Source organism: Neorhizobium galegae (assembly GCF_017877055.1).
Classification (GTDB): Bacteria; Pseudomonadota; Alphaproteobacteria; order Rhizobiales; family Rhizobiaceae; genus Neorhizobium; species Neorhizobium galegae_D.
Genome location: NZ_JAGIPG010000001.1, coordinates 203,379 through 229,189, shown reverse-complemented (window position 1 = coordinate 229,189; position 25,811 = coordinate 203,379). Strand labels below are relative to the sequence as shown.

Sequence of the window (25,811 nt, the reverse complement as noted above, 5' to 3'; positions counted from 1 at the left end):
TCTCAGGCGTATACATTTACCTCTTGTGTAGCCGCCGAGACACATGGAGACCGCTCTTCCCTGTGCACGGATACACTCGTTCCACGCCCACTAATTGTATAAATCTAGAACAGTCCTCTCCGGTTCAAATTCTTTTACAAGACATTACTTAAACAAGAAAAGGCGCTTCCGCGCCTTTTCTCTGGTTTCGACTTGCAACAACGTTCACTTTATACGTGCGAAATGTTCGCCGAGTGCTTGTCGTCGTCGAAGAGGATCTTGACGGCTTCTGTGTGGTTCTGAAGCACGGCGACGTCCTTCCAGCTGTCGGTCGCGACCTGGACGCTGACGGTCGTGTCATTACCGGCGATCGTGGTGCGAACATTCGCAGCAGCCTCTTCACCGCTTGCCTGATGGCCAAGCAGGGTGTCGAGAAGCTTCGAGACATCGACCGCATCGCCTTCGCTCGACTTGTAGTCGGTGATGATGTCGGCCATGTCGAGTTCGTGCAGCGCCGAAGGATCGAGCACGAACGTATCCGCGCCGGCACCGCCGGTCATCTGCGTCAGACCCGGCATGGCGGCGAGGATATCGTCACCGTCAGTCCCGACCAGCACGTGGTCAGGCGCATCGCTGAACAGAGTGTCGAACCCGACCTCGACGAAGGAACCGGTCGAACCGTCGGCATAGGTGAACGAGCCCTCAGCAAACAGCGCCTGGCCGTCGATATAACCTTCCGCGCTGTCGGCATCGAGCGAGATGCCGGTGATGCCGTAGTCGTGGAGGCCCTTGAGCTCGCCGGCATCGCTGATGCCGTTGCCATTGGCGTCCTGCCAGACCAGCAGCTTGTCGAAGCCGGTATCGGACGCATCGATCTTGCCGTCATGATTGACGTCAAGCGTCGAAAGCGCGGCCACACCGCCGGCATGAGCGCCACCGGCAAAGTTCGGGGTGAAGATTTCCGAACCGTTGTCGATCTTGCCGTTGCCGTCGACGTCAAAGGCAAGGATGCCGTCGGTCTTGGTCCAGGCAACCTGATCCTTGTGGCCATCGGCATCGATATCGAACTTCACGCCGTCTTCGACCGAGGTGAAGGTGAAGCCGTTGTGGTCGAGGTCGAGGATGATGGGATCCTGACCAGGCGCCTTGATGGAGGCCTGAAGTTCGTAGGATTGCGCAGAAGTGTCAAAGTTGCCAAAAACATAGTTTCCGCCGCCGACATACACAGCTTTTCCTACCTGAAGATAGTAAGTTCCTGCATTCAAAGTCGCTGACAGGTAGGATTCGTTGTCCGAGCTGCTGCCGCCATCGACCGGGTTGCCCTGGTCATTTTCAGCAATGGTGGTGTTGTTCGCAGAATTGCGGATACGTATCCAGGTGTCCATGCCGGTGTGATCGATGTCGAAGGTGACGACGGTTCCACTTTGAGTGACGACGAACTTGTAATAGTCCACCTGGCCGGGCGACGCCTCCGCTTTGATGGTGATCGACGGGTTGTGCGACGCGTCTGTGATGTCGGGATCATTCGATTTGACGAAGGCGGTCGTGGCTCCGGTGCCATTCAGGACATAGGCCGAGCCGGCAGCGTTCCCTGCACCACCTGTACCAATATTGTAGACATTTGCCGTCGCCGGAAGCACCGGATCCGTTGCTCCATTGATCGTCACCGTTACCAGTTTTGCTGTCCCGTCCGCCGTCGTGACGGTGAACGTATCAGTCAGCTGACCGCCTGCATTCAGCGCGTTGACGGTCGAGTTGGCATTGTCCAACGAATAGGTCCAATGCCCGGTCGCATCGATCGTATAGGTGCCGTAACCGTTAGATGTAGCCGTCGCGGTATTCACGACGGTCCAGCTATCTGCGACCCCATCGACGTCCGTCGAATTCAGATCGCCGGTGAAGGTCGGCATGCCTGCCGAGCCGCCGGTGACGGCTTCGGTAACCGACCCTACACTCACGCCGCTGATCACCGCTGCGTCGTTGACACCGTTTATCGTGATCGTCGCCGTTGCCGTCGAGGTGCCGCCATGACCATCGCTGATCGTATAGGAGAAGGTATCAGTCGCTGTTTGGCCGGCAGCCAGCGCCTGCAGCGTGCCGGAGGAAGACGCATTGAAGCTAACTGTCCCGTCGTTATTCAAGGTGACGGTGGCACCGGCGGCACTGTTGGTAACGGAAGTCACCGTCAGGGAGTCGCCATCGGCATCAGTGTCGTTGGCGGTTAGCAGCGTGGCAGCGAATGTCTTGGTAACGTCCTCGGATATGCCACCATTGGTGATGGCGCCGCCAACTTCGATGACATAGCCGTTGGAACCGCTGCTCGAGCTAGTGCCATCGTTCCACCAGCCGTCCTTGCGGGCGAGAAGATAGTCTTCGCCTATGCCCCAATTGTCGTTTGGCTCATAAACATAACCGGGAGTAGCGGCGAGTGGCCAGGAGTTGAAGCCTGAAGCCGTACCTTGAACCCCATTGGCGTTGACATTCGTGGTCGTCCAGAAGGTCGTGCCGGCTTCCGGACCGGTGACCCATTTCCAAACGCCTTCAGTCCCGGCGTCAGACGCGCCAAGCCAGTAAAATTTGTTGGCTCCCATCAGCGACTGAATAAAGGCGTTCTCTCCGGCACTGGTAACCGTCGCCAGATAGCCACCGGCACTTTCCGCGTTATTCGCGGCCGTCGACCAGCTTACCTGCGAATTGACGACCTTGTAGTAGTGGCCGTTATCCGCGTTGAGCGACCAGCCCGTGCCACTTGGAGCCGGGGTCGCTCCGCCGCCGAACGACAGCGTATCGTTTACGGCAACCGGCGCATGGTTGTTGGTGATTACGGCTGCGGTTGCACCGCTGGTGACCGTCTCGCTGAAGTTCTGACCGTCAACATAGGTGGTCCGGACCGATATCTGGTGCCCGACATCGGCGGCCGTAAGCGTGTAATCCGCCGTGGTTGCACCGAAAGCAGTGCCGTCACGCAGCCAAGTGTGGACGACGTTGCTCGCCGCGCCGTCCGGGTCGGAACCCAGCGTGGCGTGCAGAGTGTCGCCGACCGTCGGCGGGGTCGCCGGAGTGCTGTCGGAAATCGAGACCGTCGCCTGGCCATCGTTCACCGCCGTGATGGTGCCCCCGATCGAACCGGTCGAAAACCCGGTATTCGTGGTCAGGCCATTGGTCAGCATGGCGCTGTCGACAATCGTTGCCGTAACACCCAGGTTGAAGTTACCGGCGAAATCATGCGGCGCGCTCATCGTCAGGCCGCTGGTATCGACCCCGGCGGCATCCTCGATGACCCAGATCCCGTTCACCAGCGAACCCTGGCTGAAGGTCGCGCCCTCCGGGAAGCCGGACAGTGCGATCTTCGTGACCTTTTCGGAACCGTCAGCGTCGCCAAGGGCGATGTTGAGCCCGATGGCGGCCGCACTACCTTCGCTGCCGGAGCCGGAGCCAGAGATGGTAGCGGCGTCCGCGATCGGACGGATATTGACGGTGATCGTTGCCTGGCTCGTGAGATTGCCGTCGGAAACGGTGTAGCCGATGACCGAATAACCGCTCTCGTTTGCCCCCGCATGATAGGTAAAGGCGCCGCCTGTCTCCAGCGATGCGGATGCAGCGGGTTGCCCCCCAACCGTGATATTGCCAACCCTGATGAGGGTATCGCCATCCGCATCCGTGTCATTCGTCAATACGTTGACGCCCGAGAGGGTAGTATCCTCGTCGATGAAATAGATGTCGTTGTGCGCCACCGGGGCATCATTGACCGGCGTCACGGTGAAGTTGAATGTGCCGGTGCCGGGTACCGAGTTGTCCTCGTTGCCATCCTCGACCTTGACCGAGAAGGACGCGGTCGGACCCTCCGAACCGTCGTGGGTGTAGCTGATCAAGCCGGCCTTGAGTTCGGCGGCGGTGAACGACGTTGCCGGGGCTCCGCCATTGGTGATGACCCCGTGCGTCACGCCGGAGACCTGGAAGACCACGCCGCCATCGATATCGTCCGGATCGGTATAACCGAGTTCGGCGAAAGTGAGGACGTGGCTGCCACCCTCGGCGACGACCGCACTCAGCGTGCCGGCCAATACCGGCGCATCGTTGATGGCGATCATCTGGATGGTGGCGACCTGCGGCGCACTATCGGAAACCCCATCGTTGACCACGACGGTCAGGGTGCGGTCGACCGAGGTATCCGGGTTGTCGCTGTTGTCCTGGTAGACGATGTTCTTGAGGATCGTCTCATAGGTGGCGATCGATGCCGCACCGGTGATCGACAGCACGCCGGTGGCTGAATTGTAGCCAACGGTCAAGCCCGCGGCGGCGGCGGTTGCCGTCGCGTTGAGGAAGAGCGTCTCGCTTGCTCCATCAAGGTTATGGGCAAGCGTCACCGTCATCGACTGCAGCGTCGAAGAGTCGACATCCGCAAGGCTTGCCTGCCAGGCGAATTGCTGCGGCATCTGTTCCACGGCATTGGTCGCCGTATCGTTTCCGGCAGCAGCGCCGTTCAGGTCAACGACCGTCGCATCGCCGGTGCCGGTGATAGCGATCGTCAGCGAGGCCGTGGAGGTCAGGCCATGGGCATCCTTCATGCCGTAGGTGAAGACTTCGTTGACGCTGGCGTTCTGGGCAAGGGCCTGGGTGTCGGCGTCATTGTTGTCCAGCGCGTAAGCATAGCTGCCGTCCGCATGGATGGTCAGCGTGCCGTAGGTGCCGGCGACCGTGACATCGCCATTGTTGTCGGGGACGGCCGTCGTCGCGCCGTTCCCGAACCGGATCGACGTCACCATCTTGGTGTCGAAGAAATCGGCATCGTTATCGTTGGCCAGCACATTGCCGGTTGCCGAAGCGTCACCGTCCGTGCCGTTGGCAATGCCGCCAGCCTCGATCACCGGATCGCCCGCATTGGTGTCGGCTATGGCGTGTGGCGCATCGTTGATGAGCTCGATGGCCTGCACGGTGCCGCCGTTGCCGTTGTTCTCACCAGCAAAGGTGAACTGCTCGATGTTCTTCGCCGTCGCCACGACGATGCCGCCGCGGCTGAAGGTGAAGGTGCCGTCGGTTGCCCGGACGATGTCGTAGTCGACCCACTTGCCGGCCAGGATCATCGTATCTATGTCGCCGCCGGTGGTGTCGTCTTCATCGGTGACGACCACCTTGGTTCCTGCGAGATTGGTCAGGTTGATGGTGTCGTTGCCGGCGCCGCCATTGATGACGATGGTCGAAGGTTCGATGGCGGTGCCGGAGAGATCGCCGACATTGATCGTGCCGCCGCCTGCATGCAGGGTGATTTCGATGCCTTCGATTTCGTCGGCCCGCACGGTCGTTCCGCCGGTGCCGCTATAGGTGACCAGCACGTCCGGCCGATCGTCGGCCGGCGCAACATTTTGCGGATCCGCCAGGCTCGACTTGCCGATCGTGAAGGTGCGGCTCTCGGCATCGCCGTCGATCTTCAGGACGTCGTAGTTCGGGAAGGTCGAGCCGGCTTCCTTACCGCCGTCGATGACGTCGGCACCGCTGCCCACCTTGTAGATGATCGTGTCGTTGCCCGCACCACCGAAAATGGTATCGGCACCGGCCGAGCCCGTAATGGTGTCGTCGCCTTCACCGCCGTCCACGGTCAGGGAGACCGAGGCGTCGAGCGCACTAGCGTTGATGACGTCATTGCCGCCATTAGCTTCGATCTTCACCTCGGAGGTGCTGATCCCTGAAATCGACGGAATGCCGTTGCCATGGATCTGCAGAAGATTGGCGTTGCCCTCGATCGTGATCGTTTCGGCGTTATCCAGTGCGCGCAGGGTGATCTTGTCGGCACCGCCCATCTGGTTGAGGATGACCGATTCGACGTTGCTGGTGGTGACGTCCACGGTGCCATCGCCATCGACGTCCACGGTGAAACCGGTCGCTGTTACCGAAAGGACTGCCTGCTCACCGTTGGCGCTGCCATTGGCGATCAGAAGATCCATTCCGCTGTCGTCGTTGATGGTGTCGGTGCCGTCGCCGACGGTATAGTTGAAGGTATCGCCACCTGCTCCGCCATTGATCGCATCGTTACCGAGGCCGCCGGTGATATTGTCCGTGTTGTCGCCGCCGTCGATCGTATCGTCGCCCGCCCCGCCCCAGATCTTGTCGTTGCCGGCACCACCCTTGAGAAGGTCGTTACCGCCAAGGCCGGAGATCAGGTCGTTGCCTGTGCCGCCGTTGATGATATCCGCCGAATTCGAACCGCCGAGGGTGTCATTGCCCTCGCCGCCTTCGATCGTGATCGGTCCGCCGTCCGCAGTGGAGCCGGCAGCCAGAAGAATGACGTCGTTGCCATCGGTACCGACGATCTTCTCGACGCCGGAGAGATAATCCGGAGCCGTGCTGTAATCGGCCACGAAGCCCGATTTGCCGTCCCGCTCGAGGACGATCGTGTCAATTCCCGTACCGCCGATGACCTTGTCGGCAGTGCCGGCAAGACCAGCGATATTGACCGCCAGGAGGCTGCCATCGCCAAGCTGAATGTCGCGGGTACCGGAACCGGTGACATCCGCGCCGAGAATGAAGGTGTCGTTACCTTCGCCGCCGTCGAGAATGTCGGCGCCGAGGCCGCCATCCAGATAATCGCTGCCACCATTGCCGATGAGCTTGTTGGCTTCGTCGCCGCCGATGAGAACGTCGTCGGCAGAGCCGCCCATCGCATCGTTGACGCCGGTCACATTGTCGATGCCGATAATCTTGTCGGTGACAAGAGACCCGTCGGTTGCCCGGTCACCGGCAACAGTCTGTCCGAGGACGGTATGCGCAGCAGCGTCAAGGTTGACGAACACGCTGGTGGAGAGATTGGAATAATTGATCGAGCCGATCGAGCCAGCGGCATCGACGCGGACGGTAACCGTCGAAGAGGCGGCGTCGCCGTCCGCGTCGGTTGCAGTGAAGCCGAGGGCCAAATCGAGATACTGGCTCGTCGCATTCGGAGCCGTATGATCCAGCGGCTGAAGCAGCGAGAAGGTGTAGCCGCCGGTCGCAGCATTGAGCAATGCTGTAAAGACGATATGGTCCAGCGCCGGCGGGTTGGCAGAACCGGTGAACCCGGTAAGCACACCACCGATGACGGCGATCGTCACCGGATTGCCATTCGACCTGAGCGTCGTCACCGAAGCTCCGTTTTGATCCTTTGTCGCGACACTCCCCGTGAAGGAAAGCGTGCGCGCGCTGCCGGCATCCGCACCCCAGTTGAGGCCGGTCAGGGCGGCCGTGATGGTTTCCGTGCCACCTTCTTCAACCATTCCGGATGCGTTGACGCCGATCGTCGGCACGCCATCGGTAACGGTCACGATCAACTGACCGTTGAGCGCCACGCTGTCGCCGTCGCCGTCGGTCACCGTGACCGCGGAGGAAAGATCCAGCGCCAGCGCGCTGTCGCCATCGACGAAGGTGATCGAATGGCCACCGTTGACAACGGTATTCTGTGACGAACCGTCACCGTCAAGATCGAACTTCGTCTGGTTCGGGACGTTGCCGACATTCACATACCAGGTGGTGTGGGCCGGGATGTTGAGAACATAGTCCGTTCCACCGGGGTTATTGTTGTCCAGCGTCCAGGTGACTGGGGTATTGCCAGAATTGCTGACGCGGATGATCACGTCGCCGTCCGGCATGCGTCCCTCGAAGGCGAGGTCGTTGCCACCGATGTCGGGCACAGCCGCATGACTGCCAACTGCACCGAGAGCGGCAGCCGGTATCGATACGCCGCCGATGACCACGGTGTCTGCATGATCGAGCGGACCAGTCTGCGCAAAGGAATAATGGCCGGTGGCGGGATCGACGTTGAAGGTGAAGATCGTGGCTGTGCCGGCTTTCGCCACCAGGGCGTTGCCCACGATGGAATAGGTAAGGGCGACACCGCCGGAAGTCAGCGAAGTCAGGCTGGAGGACAAACCGGTGGTTTCGACAGAGTAGCGTCCGATGCCGTCGGCGCCCGGCGACACCAAGGCGGAAAGCTCGCCTGCAATCGAACCCCCTGCAGCGCTTTCGGTGATCGCGCCGGTGCCGATCACACCGGTGGAAACCGGCGTGTCGTCGTCGGCATTGATCGTCAACGTACCATCGACATGATCGCCGTCGCCGTCGGTCACGGTATAGGTGAGGTTGAACGACACCTCATTCTCGTTGTTACCCACCGGATGGTCGATCGCGGCGTTCTGGGTAACCGTATAGGCGCCGGTCGCCGTATCGAGCGTGATCGTCATGACAGTGGTAAGACCCTGCTTGACCAGCAGGGCATCGCCGTCACGCACGTAGCTGAAGCCGATGGGCGCACCTGTCGTCTTCCAGGCGATCGCCCCTCCGTCAGCGCCGAAGTCGTGGGAAAGTACGCCGGCGGTGTTTGCCAGGGAATGATCTCCCGTGCCGCCGGCATTGCCATTGGCGCCTGCGACATCGTCGTCGTCTACCCATACGGCGCTGTTTGCGCCGACGCTCGGGCCGTCGTCCTCGAAGGCGATCTTGTCGCCGATCGAAACTGACTTGATGACAACGTCGCCGTCGTAGTCGGTGGCGGTCAGAACGGCCGAGATCTTCCCGGAGAGATTGACGCCCTCATCCGGGGAGGCATTGCTCGGATGCTTCAGCGACAGATATTCCGCCACGCTAACACGGCCGTCGCCGTCGATGGCAATCGCAAAGGCCGCCAAACCGTTGGCACCGCCAACGCGGCCGACCACGACTTCTCCCTCCCGGTACAGATAGATGTGAGCGCCGTCGGTGGTCATCAAGCCGGAATCGATGCCGTTTCCACCGTCGACCCGTAAGGTCAGTGCAGTGGAGACATTGTCGTCCGCACCGCCCTCGACCGAGATATCGATCACGTCGTCGCGGGCATAGATCGGCCCGCCGAGATCGGCGTCCACGCCGCGGTTGCCAACGCCGGCGAACAGGCTGCCGATGCTGCCCGCGCCGCCGTCGTCGTTCTGGAAGCCGGACGTTTCGTCGATCGTCACCGTCTCATCGGTGAAGATCGCGATTTCCGGCACGTCGTCGGTGATGGTGATCGAGAACTTGCCGCCGAGGCCGACATGGTCGCCGTCGCCGTCGGTCGCCTGGATCACGGCGCCGAAGTCGATGGCGGGGATCGAGCCCGATCCGCTCTTGAGGGCCGTGTTCTCGCCATTGCCGGCGACGTGGTCGAGCTGGTCGTACTGCTGGTAGGTAAATGCGCCGGTGGCCTGATCGAGGGTCAGGGAGAAGACCGGCCGGTCGGTGAGCAAATCGAAGCCGGCACCGCCAGCGACATTCACATAGGCCACCAGGGCATCGCCGATCATCGCATAGGAGAGCGTGCCGCCCTTCGAGGTCAGGGCCAGTGCCTGCATCTTGGCCGCTGCATCGGCGACAAAGCTGAACCCGCCGCCGGCTGCCGCGCCGTCAGCGCCGAAGGCGACGACCGAGGCGATCGAGCCCGACACAGTCGCCGCATCGCCTAGTCCGAGCAACGAGAAGTCCGAGGCGGAACCGTCAGCGGTTCCGTCATCCGGATGATTGCCGGACGACAGCAGGTTGGAGATGTCGTCCTCGTCGGCCGTGACCGATACCTTCGCGCCGGATGCCAGCGGACCGTCATCGGCAAAGCGGATATGGCTGCCGATCGACACCGTGTCCCTGACGACGTCACCGTCGTAATCGGTGGCCGTGACGACCGCCGAGATCTTGTTGCCCAGATCGACAGTTTCGTTGGAAGTAGTCGGATCGCCCTGATGCAGCGACACATATTGAGCAACGCTGACGCGACCGGTCTGGTCGATGGCGACCGCGAATGCCGCGGTATCCGGGGTTCCGTTGCCGTCTGAGTCGAAGCGACCGACGATCAACCCGCCCTCTTGGAACAGGAAGATCGACTTGCCGCCGGTCGTCGCCAGGCCGGAATCAACCCCTGCGCTGGCAATTTCCAGGGAAAGAACCTGCGTGGTCGTCTCGTCCGCGCCCGGCGCCGAAAAAAGCGTGGTGACCAGCGCAAAGCTGTTGCGCGCGAAGATCGCCGCGTTGCCCATATCGGCATCGTGGCCAACATTGCCAACCGCCGTAAATAGCGATCTCACCGCCTGGTTGTCGGTATCGTTGGACTGATTGTTGACCGTTTCGTCGATCGTCGTCGAAAGCCCGGTGGTGGCGATCGACGGAACCGGCACGTCGTCGGTGATGGTGATCGAGAACTTGCCGCCGAGGCCGACATGGTCGCCGTCGCCGTCGGTCGCCTGGATCACCGCGCCGAAGTCGATGGCGGGGATCGAGCCCGATCCGCTCTTGAGGGCGGTGTTCTCGCCATTGCCGGCGACGTGGTCGAGCTGGTCGTACTGCTGGTAGGTAAATGCGCCGGTCGCGTGATCGAGGGTCAGGGAGAAGACCGGCCGGTCGCCCCAATCGATGCCGGCACCGCCGGCGACGTTCACATAGGCCACCAGGGCATCGCCGATCATCGCATAGGAGAGCGTGCCGCCCTTCGAGGTCAGGGCCAGTGCCTGCATCTTGGCCGCTGCATCGGCGACAAAACCAAAACCGCCGCCGGCTGCCGCGCCGTCAGCGCCGAAGGCGACGACCGAGGCGATCGAGCCCGACACGGTCGCCGCATCGCCTAGTCCGAGCAACGAGAAGTCCGAGGCGGAACCGTCGGCGGTTCCGTCGTTCGGATGATTGCCGGACGACAGCAGGTTGGAGATGTCGTCCTCGTCGGCCGTGACCGATACCTTTGTACCGGATGCCAGCGGGCCGTCGTCCTCGAAGGCGAGCTTGTCGCCGATCGAAACCGACTTTGTGACAACGTCGCCGTCGTAGTCGGTGACGGTCAGAACGGCCGAGATCTTCCCGGAGAGATTGACGCCCTCATCCGGGGAGGCATTGCTCGGATGCTTCAGCGACAGATATTCCGCCACGCTAACACGGCCGTCGCCGTCGATGGCGATCGCAAAGGCCGCCAAACCGTTGGCACCGCCAACGCGGCCGACCACGACTTCTCCCTCCCGGTACAGATAGATGTGAGCGCCGTCGGTGGTCATCAAGCCGGAATCGATGCCGTTTCCGCCGTCGACCCGTAAGGTCAGTGCAGTGGAGACATTGTCGTCCGCACCACCCTCGACCGAGATATCGATCACATCGTCGCGGGCATAGATCGGCCCGCCGAGATCGGCGTCCACGCCGCGGTTGCCAACGCCGGCGAACAGGCTGCCGATGCTGCCTGCGCCGCTGTCGTCGTTCTGGAAGCCGGACGTTTCGTCGATCGTCACCGTCTCATCGGTGAAGATCGCGATTTCCGGCACGTCGTCGGTGATGGTGATCGAGAACTTGCCGCCGAGGCCGACATGGTCGCCGTCGCCGTCGGTCGCCTGGATCACGGCGCCGAAGTCGATGGCGGGGATCGAGCCCGATCCGCTCTTGAGGGCGGTGTTCTCGCCATTGCCGGCGACGTGGTCGAGCTGGTCGTACTGCTGGTAGGTAAATGCGCCGGTGGTATGATCGAGGGTCAGGGAGAATACCGGCCGGTCGCCCCAATCGATGCCGGCCCCGCCGGCGACATTCACATAGGCCACCAGGGCATCGCCGATCATCGCATAGGAGAGCGTGCCGCCCTTCGAGGTCAGGGCCAGTGCCTGCATCTTGGCCGCTGCATCGGCGACAAAACCAAAACCGCCGCCGGCTGCCGCGCCGTCAGCGCCGAAGGCGACGACCGAGGCGATCGAACCCGACACAGTCGCCGCATCGCCTAGTCCGATCCACGAGAAGTCCGAGGCGGAACCGTCGGCGGCTCCGTCGTTTGGATGGTTGCCCGACGAAAGAAAATTGGAGATGTCGTCCTCATCGGACCTTACCTCGACAGCGCTGCCGTTGGCGACCGGAACGTCGTCCTTGATGTCGACCGTGAAGGTGCTCTCGGCGATGTCGCCATCACCGTCACGCACGGTGTAGGTGAATTCGAAGCTCAGGATGTCGGTCTCGCTGCCGGTTTCGCCGTGGCCGGGATGGTCGAGAACGCCCTGAAGCTCGAAAGTGTAGCCGCCGGCGCCGGTGTCGGAGAGGGTCACGGTGAAGACCGGTCCGCCCTCCTGGTCGGCCGCCGTCAGAACCGTGCCGTCCGGCGACAGCGTGTAGACGAGCGGCTGGCCACCTGAGGTCAGGTTCCCAAGCGCGATCTCGGTCTCGCCGCTCCACACCCGCATGAATGCCGAAACCGCAGCCGTCGAAACTGCCGAGCTATCGACCACCTTCGGCGCAGGCATGTCACCGCCGTCTGCGGGCGGCAGGTCGGAGATGTCGCCCGGAGTGAAGACCACGGACCGGTCTCCGGCCTCCTGGGTGCCGTCGTAGCCGCCGTCGACGCTCGTATTGCCGTCGTCCGCCCCCCAGGAAATGCCGAGCGAACCCTGAGCGGTATTACCGCCACCTTCGTCGACATTGCCTTCGCCGGCTGCGCCGATCACCGGCGCATCGTCGGCGATGGTGATCAAAGCCGTGCCGGACGCTGCGGCATCACCGTCGGCATCGACACCCTGGAACTGGAACGAGATCGTCAACGCATCCGAGTCTGAGCTATGATCCAGTTCCTGGAAGATCTCGACCGTGTAAGACCCATTTGCAGAGGTCGGATTCAGCGAGATCTCGAATACCTTCGCTGCTGGTTCCGAGCCATCGATATACGCCGTCAGCGTCTGGCCACCATTCCCAAGGTCGGTGATCACGTAATAAAGCTCACTGCCACCCGAGGTCAGAGCCCCGCCAGTGACGGAGAGACCGACATCTGCGGCATTTGTGTAAACGCCCTCGGCATTGGCCGGAACCGCGCCTGCCGCGTTTGCAAAACCGACCGAGCGGCCGAAGGTGTCGCCTTCGCCATTGCGTGTATCGGCATCCGCACCCCAGGAAATGCCGAGCGAGATATCGCCGGTTTTTTTGGCAGCCTCGCTGCCATCCGTAGCAGGATAGGCCGAAACATCATCTTCATTCAGCGAGGCGCTGCCCGCCTCGCGCTGTACCGGGCCGTCATCCCCGATCTCGATCGAGAACGAGCCGGTATCGGAATCGCCGTCCTTGTCCGTGACTGTGAACGTAAAGTTCAGTCGCAGGGCGTCATCGGCGCCGATCTGGCCGAGATCCGGATGATCGAGCGGCTGCGACTGCGTGTAGGTGAAGGCGCCGGTGATCGGGTCGGTGACCGTCAGCGTGAAGACGGTCACCGTGGTCTCGCCGACGGTGATCGTGCCGGTGACCGTCAGGCCGTCGGCCGAGGTCGACACCGTGACGGCCTGACCGCCGGACGTGAGCGGCGCAGCAATACCGCTGCCGGTCCCTTCCGCCATGTCGGAAGTGCTCTGGTAGTTCACCGAGGAGACAATGCCGAAATCGTCACCGCCGTCGAAACCGAGCGTGCCCGTGATCGTCTCGTTGCCGATAACGTCATCGGCCAGAACCGATTCGGAGAAGATGAACGGCGAACCCATGTCGAAGGCGTCCGGCTGATCGTCCGCCGCCGTCCGGTCGTCAAGCCCTCCGCCATCGCCAAATTCCGTATCGCCGAGCAGCGAGGCGAGCTGAATGGGGTCGTTCTGGCTTCCCTGGATCGAGTCGTCGAATTCAGCACCGGAGCTGTCAGGGCGTCCGGTTGCACTGAAAGATCCGTCCGGGCCGGCTGCGACGTTGATGCCGCTGTCTTCCAGCGCCGCGAAGAGCACCTGCTGGGGAACCTCCACCTCGCCGATCAGCATCGTCGGGATCTTGGCCGCGCCGTTGACGATGACGATCTCGGTTCCGTCCGCCTGCACCAGGATGAGGTTGGCGCCATCGACCCGGATATCGTCGATCGATACACTCATCGCCAGGTGAACGATGTTGTTGGCGTCCGGGGTCACTTCCGCAGCCGGGGCCGCTGGAGCAGCGGCCGGCGCATTCGGATCGGTCGGTATGCGGTTCGTCGTCGGGGTGCGGCCATCACCGGCCTGCGCCACCTGGATCTCATGCTCAATCGGAGAAGGCGTAGAAGAGGCTGCGATCTCCTCCTGGATTTCCGACGAGAAATTCTCAGTCAGATTTTCTTCCGAGATGTTCGACAGGCGCGGATCTTCAACGGACATGACTCTAACCCCCAATAAAAACTGTGCCGCAATCAACTCCGCCCCCAAATATAAAGCAAGACTTCCTTAACCTTCGGGATATAGCCGGTTATGTGCGGGGAACGGAATTATTCACAGAAGGTTAACTGCGGCGGCGGAAGACGTATTAAAGCCACACATCTTGCCCTGTCGGCCGCAAAACATGGTTTCCAAAGAGATAATTGAGGTGGTTGTTACGATCAGCCGATGGGCCTGATTGAAGACCTCACGCCTCAGGCGATCGATTCGCCTGTGAAAGGGAGCTGATTCGGTTCCCGAGTCTGCCCGCCGGCTACGACGGCGGCGCAGTCGGAATAGGATGGGTAGGCTATAGCCGAAGGTTCAATGGAGCCGGAAAGCTACATTTGCTTCTGGAAAGCCTGCAAGATGGGCGAGAAATTTACGAACATCTTGCTGCTCAAGAAATTATTGGAAAGCACAGGGGAATTCGCCAAATTATACTATATAATTTTAATAAAATTTTCCCGACTTCCCGATAAACCCCTGTCATCTGGTCAGGAGCCAACGGGTGAGATAGCCAATGCGTTCGGCAGGTCCATATCCCCGAGACGCGAAGGGCTACGCCTTTTGTACATGATGCTGGACAGGATCTCCGGCGTTTATTCTCCCAGGTCGTATTTCTTCGTCTGCCAAAATTGCTCTCGCGCTCAATAAGGATGGAATTCTTATGACAGCGATGCGTACCATCATCTTGTCTTTGGCGTGGCTATTGTCAGACGTGGCGTCTTCACAGGAAATCAGACCAGGCGATGCCCCACCAAACTCGGCGCAGATCTTTTTCACCGGACATAGCCTGATCGATAATCCCCTGCCCAACTGGGTCGAGATGATCGCTAAAAGCCGTGGCAAAAATATTGCCTGGGAGCAGCAGATCGTCATTGGATCCCCGCTGCGGTATAGGACGCGGGGTGACAACGACCAGGATTTGAGCTGGGCCGGATATAGGTACGGGAAGAACCGCAATGGCGATCAGATGGATGTCGTCGAGGAACTGCTCCGCCCGCGACGCATCACTACGGGGCGCCCTTACGACACCCTCGTCGCAGCGGAAAACCACCATTTGCTAAACATGATCGTGTGGGAAAACGCGATTGCCTATCTGCGCCACTTTCACGACCGCCTTCTCGACGGCAACCCGAAGGGCCGGACCCTTTATGTCCACACCTGGCTTGGCGTGGACAAGGATAATCCGTCGCCCTGGCTGGAACACGAGACGAATGCATCGGTCGCATGGCAATGCGTAGCGGAGAAAGTGAAGCTGACACTGCAGGCCGAAAAGCGCCCGGCCAATCTCTTCGTCGTGCCTGCCGGAACGGCTCTCGTGGAGTTGGTGAAAAAGGCACTTGATGGAGAGGTTGTCGGCCTGGCCGGAAGCCCCAGGGAAAAGCTCGATCGGATATTCCGCGACGAGGTCCATCTGACCGATATGGGCATCTATTTTGTAGCCGCGGTCCACTATGCCTCGATCTATCGCCAGTCGCCCGAGGGCGCCGCAGCACCGCCGACCGTGCCGCGGGATCTTGCCGGGCAGTTGCAGAAGATTGCATGGACGGTAACCCGCGATTTTCTGAAGCAGGAAAGCTCGCACCCGCCGAGCATGGCAGAATGCCGGCGGGTCATCGTCGAAAAAGTCTGCCGGAGCTTTTGGGTGCATGTCGGGGAACCGAACGAGGTAGGTCGCTGCCAGAGCTATTTTGCCGAAACCCATCCGAACCCCGGGGACAACCCCTTCATCTGGCCGGACCCGAATTGGAAGGCTCTGCCAAAGCCGATGCCTTAGCGCCGTCGCCCGTCCCCACAATCGGCACATCCCCGCAATCGGAATGTCTGTCCGAGCTTGATGATCGAATCTGATTTGCCGGACACGAAGGATCGATCTCACAGTCGCGGCCCACCGGCCCCCCTTCCGGTGTCACTCGACTGTCAGATGGGAGATGAACAGATAAATTATCAATGTTTCAGAACCTGCGCGCTGCGCCGTTCTCATGTCTTTTGCCAAATGCGATGGCATATGCACGATCGTCAGCCTGACGAACATCCATGTCGGGAGTTCGTCGCACCGGGAGGCATTGCCGCGGCAACGCCCCTGTCAGCGCTGACGTGGTTTTCTATCGTATCCCTTCACGCAGCTGCGAAGGCTCGACTTCGCAGCCGTGATATCTCGGGTCGGCCCGCCAACCGACCGACGAACGGCTAGTTAGCCGCTCCGTATGGGAAGAGGTCATTGAGTTTGTAGGCGACCTCGGTACGGTTTGTCGCTTTCAGCTTCTTCATGATGTTGCGGATATGGACCTTGACCGTGCTTTCCCGCAGATTGAGCTCGTAGGCGATGATCTTGTTGGCCTTGCCCTTGCGAAGAGCTTCGACCACCGCTTCCTGGCGCAGGGTGAACATTCCCGAGAGTGGCCGGTGCTCCGCCGCCGATGTCGCAGCGCTGACCAGGTGGCGCATGGAGAGGACGCTGCTTGCCGGAACGAAAATCCCGCCGGCAACGGCCAGGCTGATCGCTTCCACGCAGACGCCGATGCCGACGCAGGAGGGAATGAAACCTCGAGCCCCATATTCCAACATTTTCACGACCTGTGCGAGATCGTCGGAGTCGGAGAGCACGATGATCGGCGGCGACTTGAACTCGGCCGTCAATTTCGAGATGTCAGTCGCAAGTGCGGGATCGTCGGCCTTTCGGCTGCCTATATTGAACAGAACAGCCTGGACAGGCGGATAGAGATCTTTTTCCAACTTCCATTCGTCGATGGAGCCGACAGCGCAGACATCCATCTCGAGGCCACGCCCGATAAGGGCTTTGGCAAGGCATTCTCGATCAAGCGCTCTCGCGTCGATGATCACAAGGCATCCATCGTGGTTTACTCCCTCACTGCCTCGATCATCTCTTTCAGCGAGCTTTGGGATATCATTTATAATGCGAAAGGATTCTGCCACAGCAGGAGAACGGCTGTAGCCGCTTGGTGTGGAACTCATCTTACCCCCTTACCTGAAGTCTAGGATGATTGTCCCCTTCAGGAACCGCAACTATAAGTACGCCAACAGACTGTCTCTACACCTTTCAACCTTTTATTAACGCCAATATACAGCAGATACGTAATTTAGTCTATCCGCAAGTAAGCAGCTAGATAAAAATATTTATCAAAGCCGCGAGCTAAGTTCCGATAAGGAATTGGATATCTGCTTATAGTTAACGTGCGCGTCAAAATGCTCCCATAAAGCTCAATCCCGACCTCACCCCTGAACTCTCGGACACTTGACCTGTTGCGATGCAAAAAGTTGCGTTTCGGGACAACGATCACTGCGGAGCGGAAGCCACTGACATCCGGCAACTCCGGCGTGACAATTCTGCAGGCCGACATATCAAAAATAGCGAAACCGGAGGTTTCGGGCGGCTCCTGGCTAAAACAGCGGGCCAGCATTGTCGAGAATGCCCGTTGCAAGGCTTCCCGCCAAATAGCCCGCGGGCCAAGCCAACAACACGCCCGCTTCATAGAGGAAATTGTTGAGGCCGTGACGGTGATTAAAATACAGAATTGCCGGAAATACCGGCAGCCCGTAAAGCGCGGCCGCCCATACCGCACCTTCGAACCCGAACAGGTAATAACCAAGGGGTAGACATATAAAGCTTGAAACCGCGCGAATGAAATTCATGACGGTTTGATTACGCGGTTCGTTAACGGCAAGATAAATCGCAGATAGCGGACCGAAGCGCATGATGAGAAGGCTGAACGACAATATCTGGATAATTGGAGCGGCATCCCGATAGCGATCATCATAGAGCGCTTCGATGATTGCCGCACCGCTCGAATAGATTGCGCCCGCACTTCCGATGAAGGCAAGATCCAGCGGCAATCGCATTTTCCAGAACATGGAGCCGAGCTGCTCCGGGCGTTCCCTTGCGATCCCGCCTAAGGCTGGCATCGCCACGTTTGAAAATAGCCTGCCACCGGCACCTTCCAGCATCGAAATGAGATTGAAGGCCAGGCTATAGAAGCCAAGCATGAGGGGGCTGGTCCATCCGGCGAGAAAGATGCGGTCTCCATTGGCTGCTATCATCGTAAGGATCGACGACAGCATGATCCAGCGGCCAAATCGAATAAGGTCCTTTATCGCCGCAGCTTCCCAGTAGAGGCTGTTATGCTGACCCGGCAACCATATGTGAGTGAGAATGGTGGTCGTCAATGCGGCTAAAAGTGTCGATGCGACGAACGACCAAATCGAGCCGGTGTACCAGGCAAGCGATATCGCCACCGCCAAATTCACAACCTGAGCCACTATCTCAATTAAAGTTACGCGCCCAAGATCGAGGTGCCGAAACGCAGAGATCAATTTAGTGGATTGCAGCCCCATAATCACAGTACAGAAAGACATTCCCATGATGATGGCTGGCAGCGACGTGACCGTGTAGACCGATCCGGCCGGAAACAGGCCATACTCGGCGGCACGCCCGATCCCGATCGCTATCAGGACGCAGGCAAACCAGATCAAGCAGCCGTGGATGATTTGCAGCGTCCACGCGGTATCGAGATAGGATTGGTCGTCGCCAAATTGGCTCTGTATGGCTGCGGGCCTGAGCCCGAGATCAGACAGCATGGCGACCGACACCTGGATCATGGTGGCGACCGCCATAATGCCGAACATTTCCGGAATCAGCAGCCTTGTCAGCACCAGATTACTTCCGATGCGTATTAGCTGCGAGAGAAGATAACCCATCATCGACCAACCCGCGGCCTGAATAATGGTAGTGCGAAGACGCCGTTTCGGTGGCTGAACCGTCACAGGTGAAGAGTCCAGAGGCAACCGCTCCCTGGCGTGTGGGGAAGAAACCTGCTTCCAATCCGAGGGAATGATTGCTTCACTCACAGAATACTCCTCGTTCTTTAGGAAGACTTCCAGTTCGCTGGCGAAAGCACACAAACGGCGTGCCCTGAGCGCGTCATGGCAATTTGCGAAATCGGTATTTTCAGGATCCGGCCATCGTCCATTGACTAAGCAATCTCGGCGACCTGTTCCCGGGGCGGTGCCCCGCTTTGAACTTTGGCCTCCACATCGGCTTTCCGAGGGAGCGCAGCCGAGACGGCGGAGGCTGCAAGGACAGCACGCATGTGCTCGGAGAGCACACGAACATACGGATCGAGCACCATGCTGTCGTGGTCTCCCGGCACTTCCGACACTCGCAATTGCGGCACGTGCCCGGCCCACCCATTGTCCGGCAGCAATACATCGCGGTTCTGCTTCAGGTGACGGCCGCCACCAAGGCTATAAAATATATCGGGCTTGGGACGAAACAACGTGACGCTCCCGGAATAAGATCTGACATCATACCTGAGCAACGCTCTCCTGAACGCCATCTCTATCCGGACATTGTTGAAATACTCCGGCGATTCACCTTGATGCTCCAACTCAAGCTTGGCCCGCTGTTGCTCATGATAGGCACGGCGATCCCTCAGATACGTGCCGACAAATCCCATCTTATGCCGGCGTATATCCTGCAACTTCATGCTGATACGGTCACGCAAACCCAGCCCCGGCTGCCGCGGCATGGGCGTGTCCAGCATGATCACCTGGGAAACCTCTTCTCCCGCATCTTGAAGCTGCTGGGCCATTTCAAAGGCGGTTATGCCGCCACCTGAATAGCCGGCGAGAAGATAGGGTCCGTTGGGCTGCACCGTCCGGATTTCGGCGATGTAGTCGGCCGCCATCTCTTCGAACGTCGCGTGCGGCTCGTGGTCGCCGTAAAGTCCGCGGGCCTGCAATCCGTAGACGGGCCTGTCAGCACCCATGGTCATTGCCAGATGGCGAAGGTTCAGGACATTGCCGAACATGCCGGCACAGATGAACAGCGGGGTTGCCTTTGCATTCCTACCGGGGTTCATCAGGACCAGATGGACCGGCTTTGCCGTCGTCGGCAGACGCGCCGTGAGCTCGGGTCCCGCGGCCTCACCTGCATCCGGCACTTCCGCGGCAATCCGCTCGGCGCATTGGGCAATGGTCGGCGCCTCGAACAGCGTCGATATCGGCAGGTCGAGCGCATATTGTTTCTTGATCATCCGGAACAGGCGAACCGCGATCAGCGAATGTCCGCCCATGTCGAAGAAACTGTCGTGGATGCCGACCTTGGCGATGCCGAGGAGCTCCCGCCAATAGCCGGCCAGCGTCTCCTCGATCGGATTGCGCGGCTCGACGAACTCGCTTTCGAGGTCCGGCCGCTCGAAATTGTCGCCCGACGGCGTCGCGGTTTCGGCAGAGGCGGCAATCCATTCGCGCAGGGTTTCGAGATCGATCGAACTGATGATCGGCTGAGGTTCGGATGTGCCGAGCGCGCGTTGCAGAGCCGAGAAACCCTCCGCCGGCAGGATACCGTTGCGCACCTGGGTACCGAGCTTCAACATCGCCGGAGAAAGCGCGGCCGGCTTCGCTTTGACGGCAGCCGGCGCATCCGCTTGGGATGCGAGACCGAGCGCAAGATCGTTCTCCAGCCTGCGCATGACGAATTTTTCGGCTTCGAAGACGATATTGCCGTGAAGATCGGTGATCGTCACGTCGAAGGCCGCATAACCCTCGCCGAAATCGCTGCTGTCGGCGAGTTCTACGACACTGACGATCTCGGCCGGCAGGGGCATGTGAAGGGCCACCCGGCCATAGGTTGCCGGCGCCCAAAGCGAGGTCTCGGCGTCGTAGTCCTTGGCAAGCTGCATGGCAAAGCCGGTCGCGATGTCGAGCAGACCCGGATGCAGCAGGACGCCTTTCGCTAGATCATCGGCAAAGATCGGGTCCAGTTTCAATCCCGCAATGGCCTTGCCGCCTCCCATCGCCATGGAGCGCAGGACGGCCCAGCGGGGGCCAAAGCGGATATGCTTCTCCTGAACCGCGCGAAGCGTGCTGCCGCCTCCGGAGACCTGTGTCTCATCGCATTGAGACGCGACAGCGGCGATGTCGATCGTCGCGCGCCTCTGTTGCGGATGCGGCTTGAGGACGGCTTCGGCGTGCTTGACGAACAACGCATCCTCACCGTCAGCCGGGCCTGCCAGAACCACGACGCGGAAATGTTCCGCCGCCGGCTCCAACCGCACTCGAACAGCCTTCTTCTCTCCGTCGTTGAATGCAAGCGGTCTCAGGAATACGAGGTCCGCCACTTCCGCTTCGAACGGAAGTCCGTATTCCCGAGACGCCTGTGCAATCAACTCCAGATAGCCGGTGCCCGGCATGACCGCCTGGCCGGAAAGCAGCCGATGCTCGTCGAGCATCCATTCCGTCTCGGCGCTGACCAGCGCCTCAAGCCAGGGCAACCCTGTCTCATCCTCTTTCCAGTGCTGGAAGAACGGACCGCCAGCCGGCCCGGCAACCGGCTTGATCCACCCGCCACCTTCAGACCTGCCAAGCGCCCGGGCCGCAAGACCGACTTCATTCCAGACGCCCCAATGCAGCGCCACGGTGGCGCGGTCGGCGCGATGGGTACGGCTCTGCGCGAAGGCGTTGAGATAGGCGTTCGCGGCGACATAGTCGACCTGCCCTGCCCGCACCACATCGGTGCTGGTGGAGGAGAACATCAGGAAGAAATCGAGTGCCACGTTTTCGAATGCCGCATCCAGCACGGTGGTGCCGAGCACTTTCGGGGTCAGGACCCTGTCGAGGCTGTCGCGCGTCTTGGTCTGCATCAGGCCGTCATCAACCGTGCCGGCCGCATGGAAGACACCGTTGATTTGCCCGAACCGGGAGAGCGACGTCTCGACCGCCTGGCTCATCTGCTCCGGATTGCCGACATCACCGACCAGATAAAGAACTTCCGACCCCTTCTCCTCAAGCCTCCGGATTGCCGAAATCGCCCGCCGAACGACGTCATGGCCGTGGGTGCGATCGTAGAATTCCCAGTTTTCCCTCGGCGGCACAACGGTGCGGCCGACTAGCACGATCCGCGCCCGGAACCGGCCGGCGAGCTCGTCGGCAAGCGCCAAAGCGACGTCGCTCAAGCCGCCGGAGAAGAAGTAGACGCCGCCCTCGCGCAGTGTCGCCTGATCGGATGATACGTCTTTCAATGGCAGCCGCTGATGAACCTGCGACCAGCGCCGCCCTTTGCGCAGGGCAACGATTTCGGATCCCGGCTTGGCATGCAGATCTTCCCAGAGCTGCTCGATCAACGCCGGGTCGGTGGCCTCCTTCTTCTCTGCCCTCCCCGCCAAACCGGCGAAGGCGAAACGTTTGCCCTGCCGGTCGGCCTTGGGCGGCAGGTCGATATCGATCACCCTAACCGTTGAGCCAGCCATCTCCTTCGGCAGGACCAGGCTTGGCCCCAGGACGGTCGCCTTTTCGGGATAGGGCAGCGGCTCGCCCAAAACCTGCTGCATGCCGTTGGTGATGACAGTGAAGTGTATTTCCGGAACGCTGGCTGCGTCCCCCAGGGCCTGGGCGAGGTGCAACATGCTGTCGAAACCGCATTCCTGGTTTCGATGGAAGAAGTTCGAGCCGGGCCGGAAGGTTTCCCCCTGGGTCAGAAGCCACATATGCACGATACGCGACGGCAGGCCGCCATCACCGGCAAGTCCGGCAATGAGGGCATCATATCCGGCGCGGCCCAGTTCCGGGCAGAGCATATAGTCCTCGGCGCTGCGACGAATGAAAGCGTCGCCCAGGGACACCGTGACGACGCGGTGGCCTGCCGTCCTCAGCGTTTCGACCAGCTTCTGGCCGACCCCCGCCTCGTCGAGGAAAAAGAGCCAGGATTGGGCCTCCTTCTCGGCGCCCAGTTCGTAATCGGCTAGCGTCTGCTTCCAGGAGGGGCGATAGCCCCAGCGCGCGATATCGGGTTCCTTCGAAAGGACGGGCTCGGTGCTTTTGCCTCTCTCATTCGCTCCGGCGCGGTCTATGAAAAAGCGCTTGTGCTGGAACGGATAGGCCGGCAGCCTGACCCGGCGCGGCGAGCAGCCTTGCCATAGGCGGTCGATATCGACCTCGAGCCCGGTCGCCCAGGCCCGCCCCACGGCGGAGAGGAAATGGAGCCGATCGTCGCCGGCCTCGTCGGGATGCGGCAAGCTGTTGATCACCTGGTTTGCCGGGATCGACCCTTGTGCCTTTGTCAGCGACGACAGAACCCGCCCGGGACCTACTTCGATATAGATGCGCCCCGGCTCCGCCGACAGCGCTGCCATGCCGTTCGCGAAATAAACGGTCGAGCGAAGATGATCGACCCAGTACATCGGATCGGTCGCCTCTTCCGCGCTCAGCGGCAGGCCCGTACGATTCGACAGGATCGGAATGGCCGGCGCCCGAAGAGTAATACCGCGCAGAAAAGCCTCGAAGGCTTTGAGAATGGGCGTGACCAGCCGCGAATGCGCGGCGATGTCGATCGGCACGCGCGTCGCGTCGATGCCCTGCCCCGCCAGAAATTCCCGGAAGCGGTCGAGATCCTCGTTGAGGCCTGACACGACGCAAAGCGATGGCGCATTGACCGAAGCGATGTCGAGCGATGGCGGCAGGAGTTCGGAAAGCCGGGCGTGATCGAGCGGTACGCTCATCATGCCGCTAGGCCGAATAGTCTCGAACAGCTTGCCCCGCAGATGCACCAGGTTGACGGCGTCCTTGAAGGACATCACGCCGGCGACACAGGCCGCGGCGTTCTCGCCCATGGAGTGACCGATCAGCGCCTTCGGTTTCACACCCCAATCCATCCACAGGCGGGACAACCCCACCTCGGTGATCAGAATGGCGGGAAGTTGAAGCGAGGGGCGAAGGAATGTTTTCGCAGCCGTTGCGGAGTTCTCGCCGAGCCACACCGTGCGAATCTCATTCGCTGCGTCGATAGGCAGATGGGAAAGCCCCTCTTCGACGGTCCGCCGGAATGTCGGATCCTCCTCGTAGAGCCGCTTGGCCATGCCGACATATTGAGCACCGCCGCCCGGAAAGAGGAATATGGCGCCGGAATTGTTCGGCACGGGCTGATGAACGAAACCGCGGCTACCGGGGTTCGCAAGGACCGCGATGGCGTCCTCCCGGCCACGGACGGCGACCACCATGCGGTGGTCGAAATGTTTGCGGCCGTGCTGCAGCGTATAGCTGACGTCATCGAGCGAAAGGCCGGGCTGAGCGGACATCGCCGAGCCGAGCCGCTCGGCGGCCTGATCGATCGTCTTGCGCTGACGGGCCGAAAGAAACAGTAGCATGGGATCGGAATCGACGCCGACCTCCGTATCGGCCCCGGCCGCGTCGGCCACGTAACGGGTCGGCGCCTGCTCGATGATCGCATGCGCATTGGTGCCGCCGACGCCGAGCGAGTTGACGGCGGCCCGGCGGGGGCCTGGCGCATGCGGCCACTTCACCAGCTTGTTGTTGACCCGGAACGGGCTCTTCTCGAAATCGATCGAGGGGTTGGGGCGTTCGAAGCCGAGCGTCGGCGGAATCTCGCCCTCGTTTACGGCCAGCGTCGCCTTGATGAGACCGACGACGCCGGCCGCTGTGTCGAGATGGCCGATATTCGATTTGACCGATCCGACATGGCAGAAGCCGGTCCGGTCGGTGCTCTGCCTGAAGGCCGCCGTCAGTGCCTCGATCTCGATCGGATCGCCGAGGAACGTGCCGGTGCCGTGGCACTCGACATATTGGATGGTATCGGCATCGACGCCTGCAAGCCCTTGAGCCTCCAGAACCGCCTCCGCCTGCCCACTGACGCTCGGCGCCAGATAGCCGGCCTTGCTGCTGCCGTCGTTGTTGACGGCCGTGCCCTTGATCACGGCATGGATTACATCGCCGTCGCGCAGAGCATCCGAAAGCCGGCGAAGCACGACCACCCCGACGCCGCTGCCGAAAATGGTCCCCGCGGCACGATGATCGAAAGGCCGGCAGTGCCCGTCCGGCGAAAGGATCTCGCCTTCCTGGAAAGTATATCCGCGGCGATGCGGAAACTCGATCGTCACCCCGCCGGCAAGCGCCATGTCGCATTCGCCGGAGATCAGGCTCTGGCACGCATAATGCACCGCCACAAGCGACGTGGAGCAGGCGGTCTGCACATTGACGCTCGGGCCGCGCAGGTCGAACGTGAACGAGGCTCGCGTCGCCAGAAAATCCTTGTCGTTGCCCGTATGGCGCAACAGGAACATTCCTACCTGGTCGATCAAGTTGCGATTGCTGCAGACGTTGAAATAGAAATAGCTGCCCATGCCGCAGCCGGCGAAAATACCGACCGGGCCAGGCTGATTGTTCGGCGTCCGGCCGGCGTCCTCCATGGCTTCCCAGGCGCATTCCAGGAAATGGCGGTGCTGGGGATCCATGATCGCCGCTTCCTTCGGGTTCAGGCCGAAGAACTCCGCGTCGAACATTTCCATGTCGGGAAGGTCGGCGCCGCGAGGAACATAGTTGGGATGATGGATCCGCTCGGGGTCTTCGCCTTCAGCGATCAGATCCTCCGGCGAAAACGTCCGGACCGACTCTACGCCGTTTCGCAGGTTCTGCCAGAATTCCGAAACATTGCGTGCACCCGGCACTCTCAAAGCCATGCCGACGATTGCAATATCGCTGGCACAGACCTGGTTTGACCCCTCAAGCATCGACACCGCCCTAATCCACGGAGGCCAACCTGATGACATCACCCCAATGATGCCACGAGCCTCGTTCCGCTTCCCGCTGAAATCCACGAGCGCAAACCCGCAGCCTCAATGTGCTGCCAGCCAAGACGCAATCGCAATTACTCCTTTGGAAGCCGTCATCATCCGTATGGGGGAA

Annotated in this window: 5 protein-coding genes; 1 reads left to right on the top strand and 4 read right to left on the bottom strand. The window is 60.7% G+C overall.

The window, feature by feature from the left end:
* Positions 1 to 209: 209 nt before the first annotated feature.
* On the bottom strand, positions 210 to 14,054 hold the full coding sequence (locus J2857_RS00915) for a DUF5801 repeats-in-toxin domain-containing protein (protein WP_210008122.1): 13,845 nt from the start codon (positions 14,052 to 14,054) through the stop codon (positions 210 to 212).
* 706 nt (positions 14,055 to 14,760) lie between these two features.
* Between J2857_RS00915 and J2857_RS00910 the strand changes: the two genes are divergently transcribed.
* Positions 14,761 to 15,873 (top strand): hypothetical protein, encoded by a 1,113-nt coding sequence (locus tag J2857_RS00910; RefSeq protein ID WP_210008121.1) that lies wholly within the window; start codon positions 14,761 to 14,763, stop codon positions 15,871 to 15,873.
* 413 nt (positions 15,874 to 16,286) lie between these two features.
* On the opposite strand, the gene J2857_RS00905 is transcribed toward J2857_RS00910, so the two are convergent.
* From J2857_RS00905 to J2857_RS00895, 3 genes are all read right to left on the bottom strand, one after another.
* Complete coding sequence (locus tag J2857_RS00905; RefSeq protein ID WP_210008120.1) at positions 16,287 to 17,072, bottom strand: LuxR C-terminal-related transcriptional regulator; 786 nt, start codon at positions 17,070 to 17,072, stop codon at positions 16,287 to 16,289.
* A 426-nt stretch (positions 17,073 to 17,498) separates the two neighbouring features.
* Positions 17,499 to 18,962, bottom strand: a complete 1,464-nt coding sequence (locus J2857_RS00900) for an oligosaccharide flippase family protein (protein ID WP_306872243.1) — start codon at positions 18,960 to 18,962, stop codon at positions 17,499 to 17,501.
* A gap of 125 nt (positions 18,963 to 19,087) precedes the next feature.
* The gene (locus J2857_RS00895; protein ID WP_245362970.1) at positions 19,088 to 25,636 is read right to left on the bottom strand and encodes a type I polyketide synthase; all 6,549 of its coding nucleotides are present in this window, start codon (positions 25,634 to 25,636) and stop codon (positions 19,088 to 19,090) included.
* Positions 25,637 to 25,811: the final 175 nt, after the last annotated feature.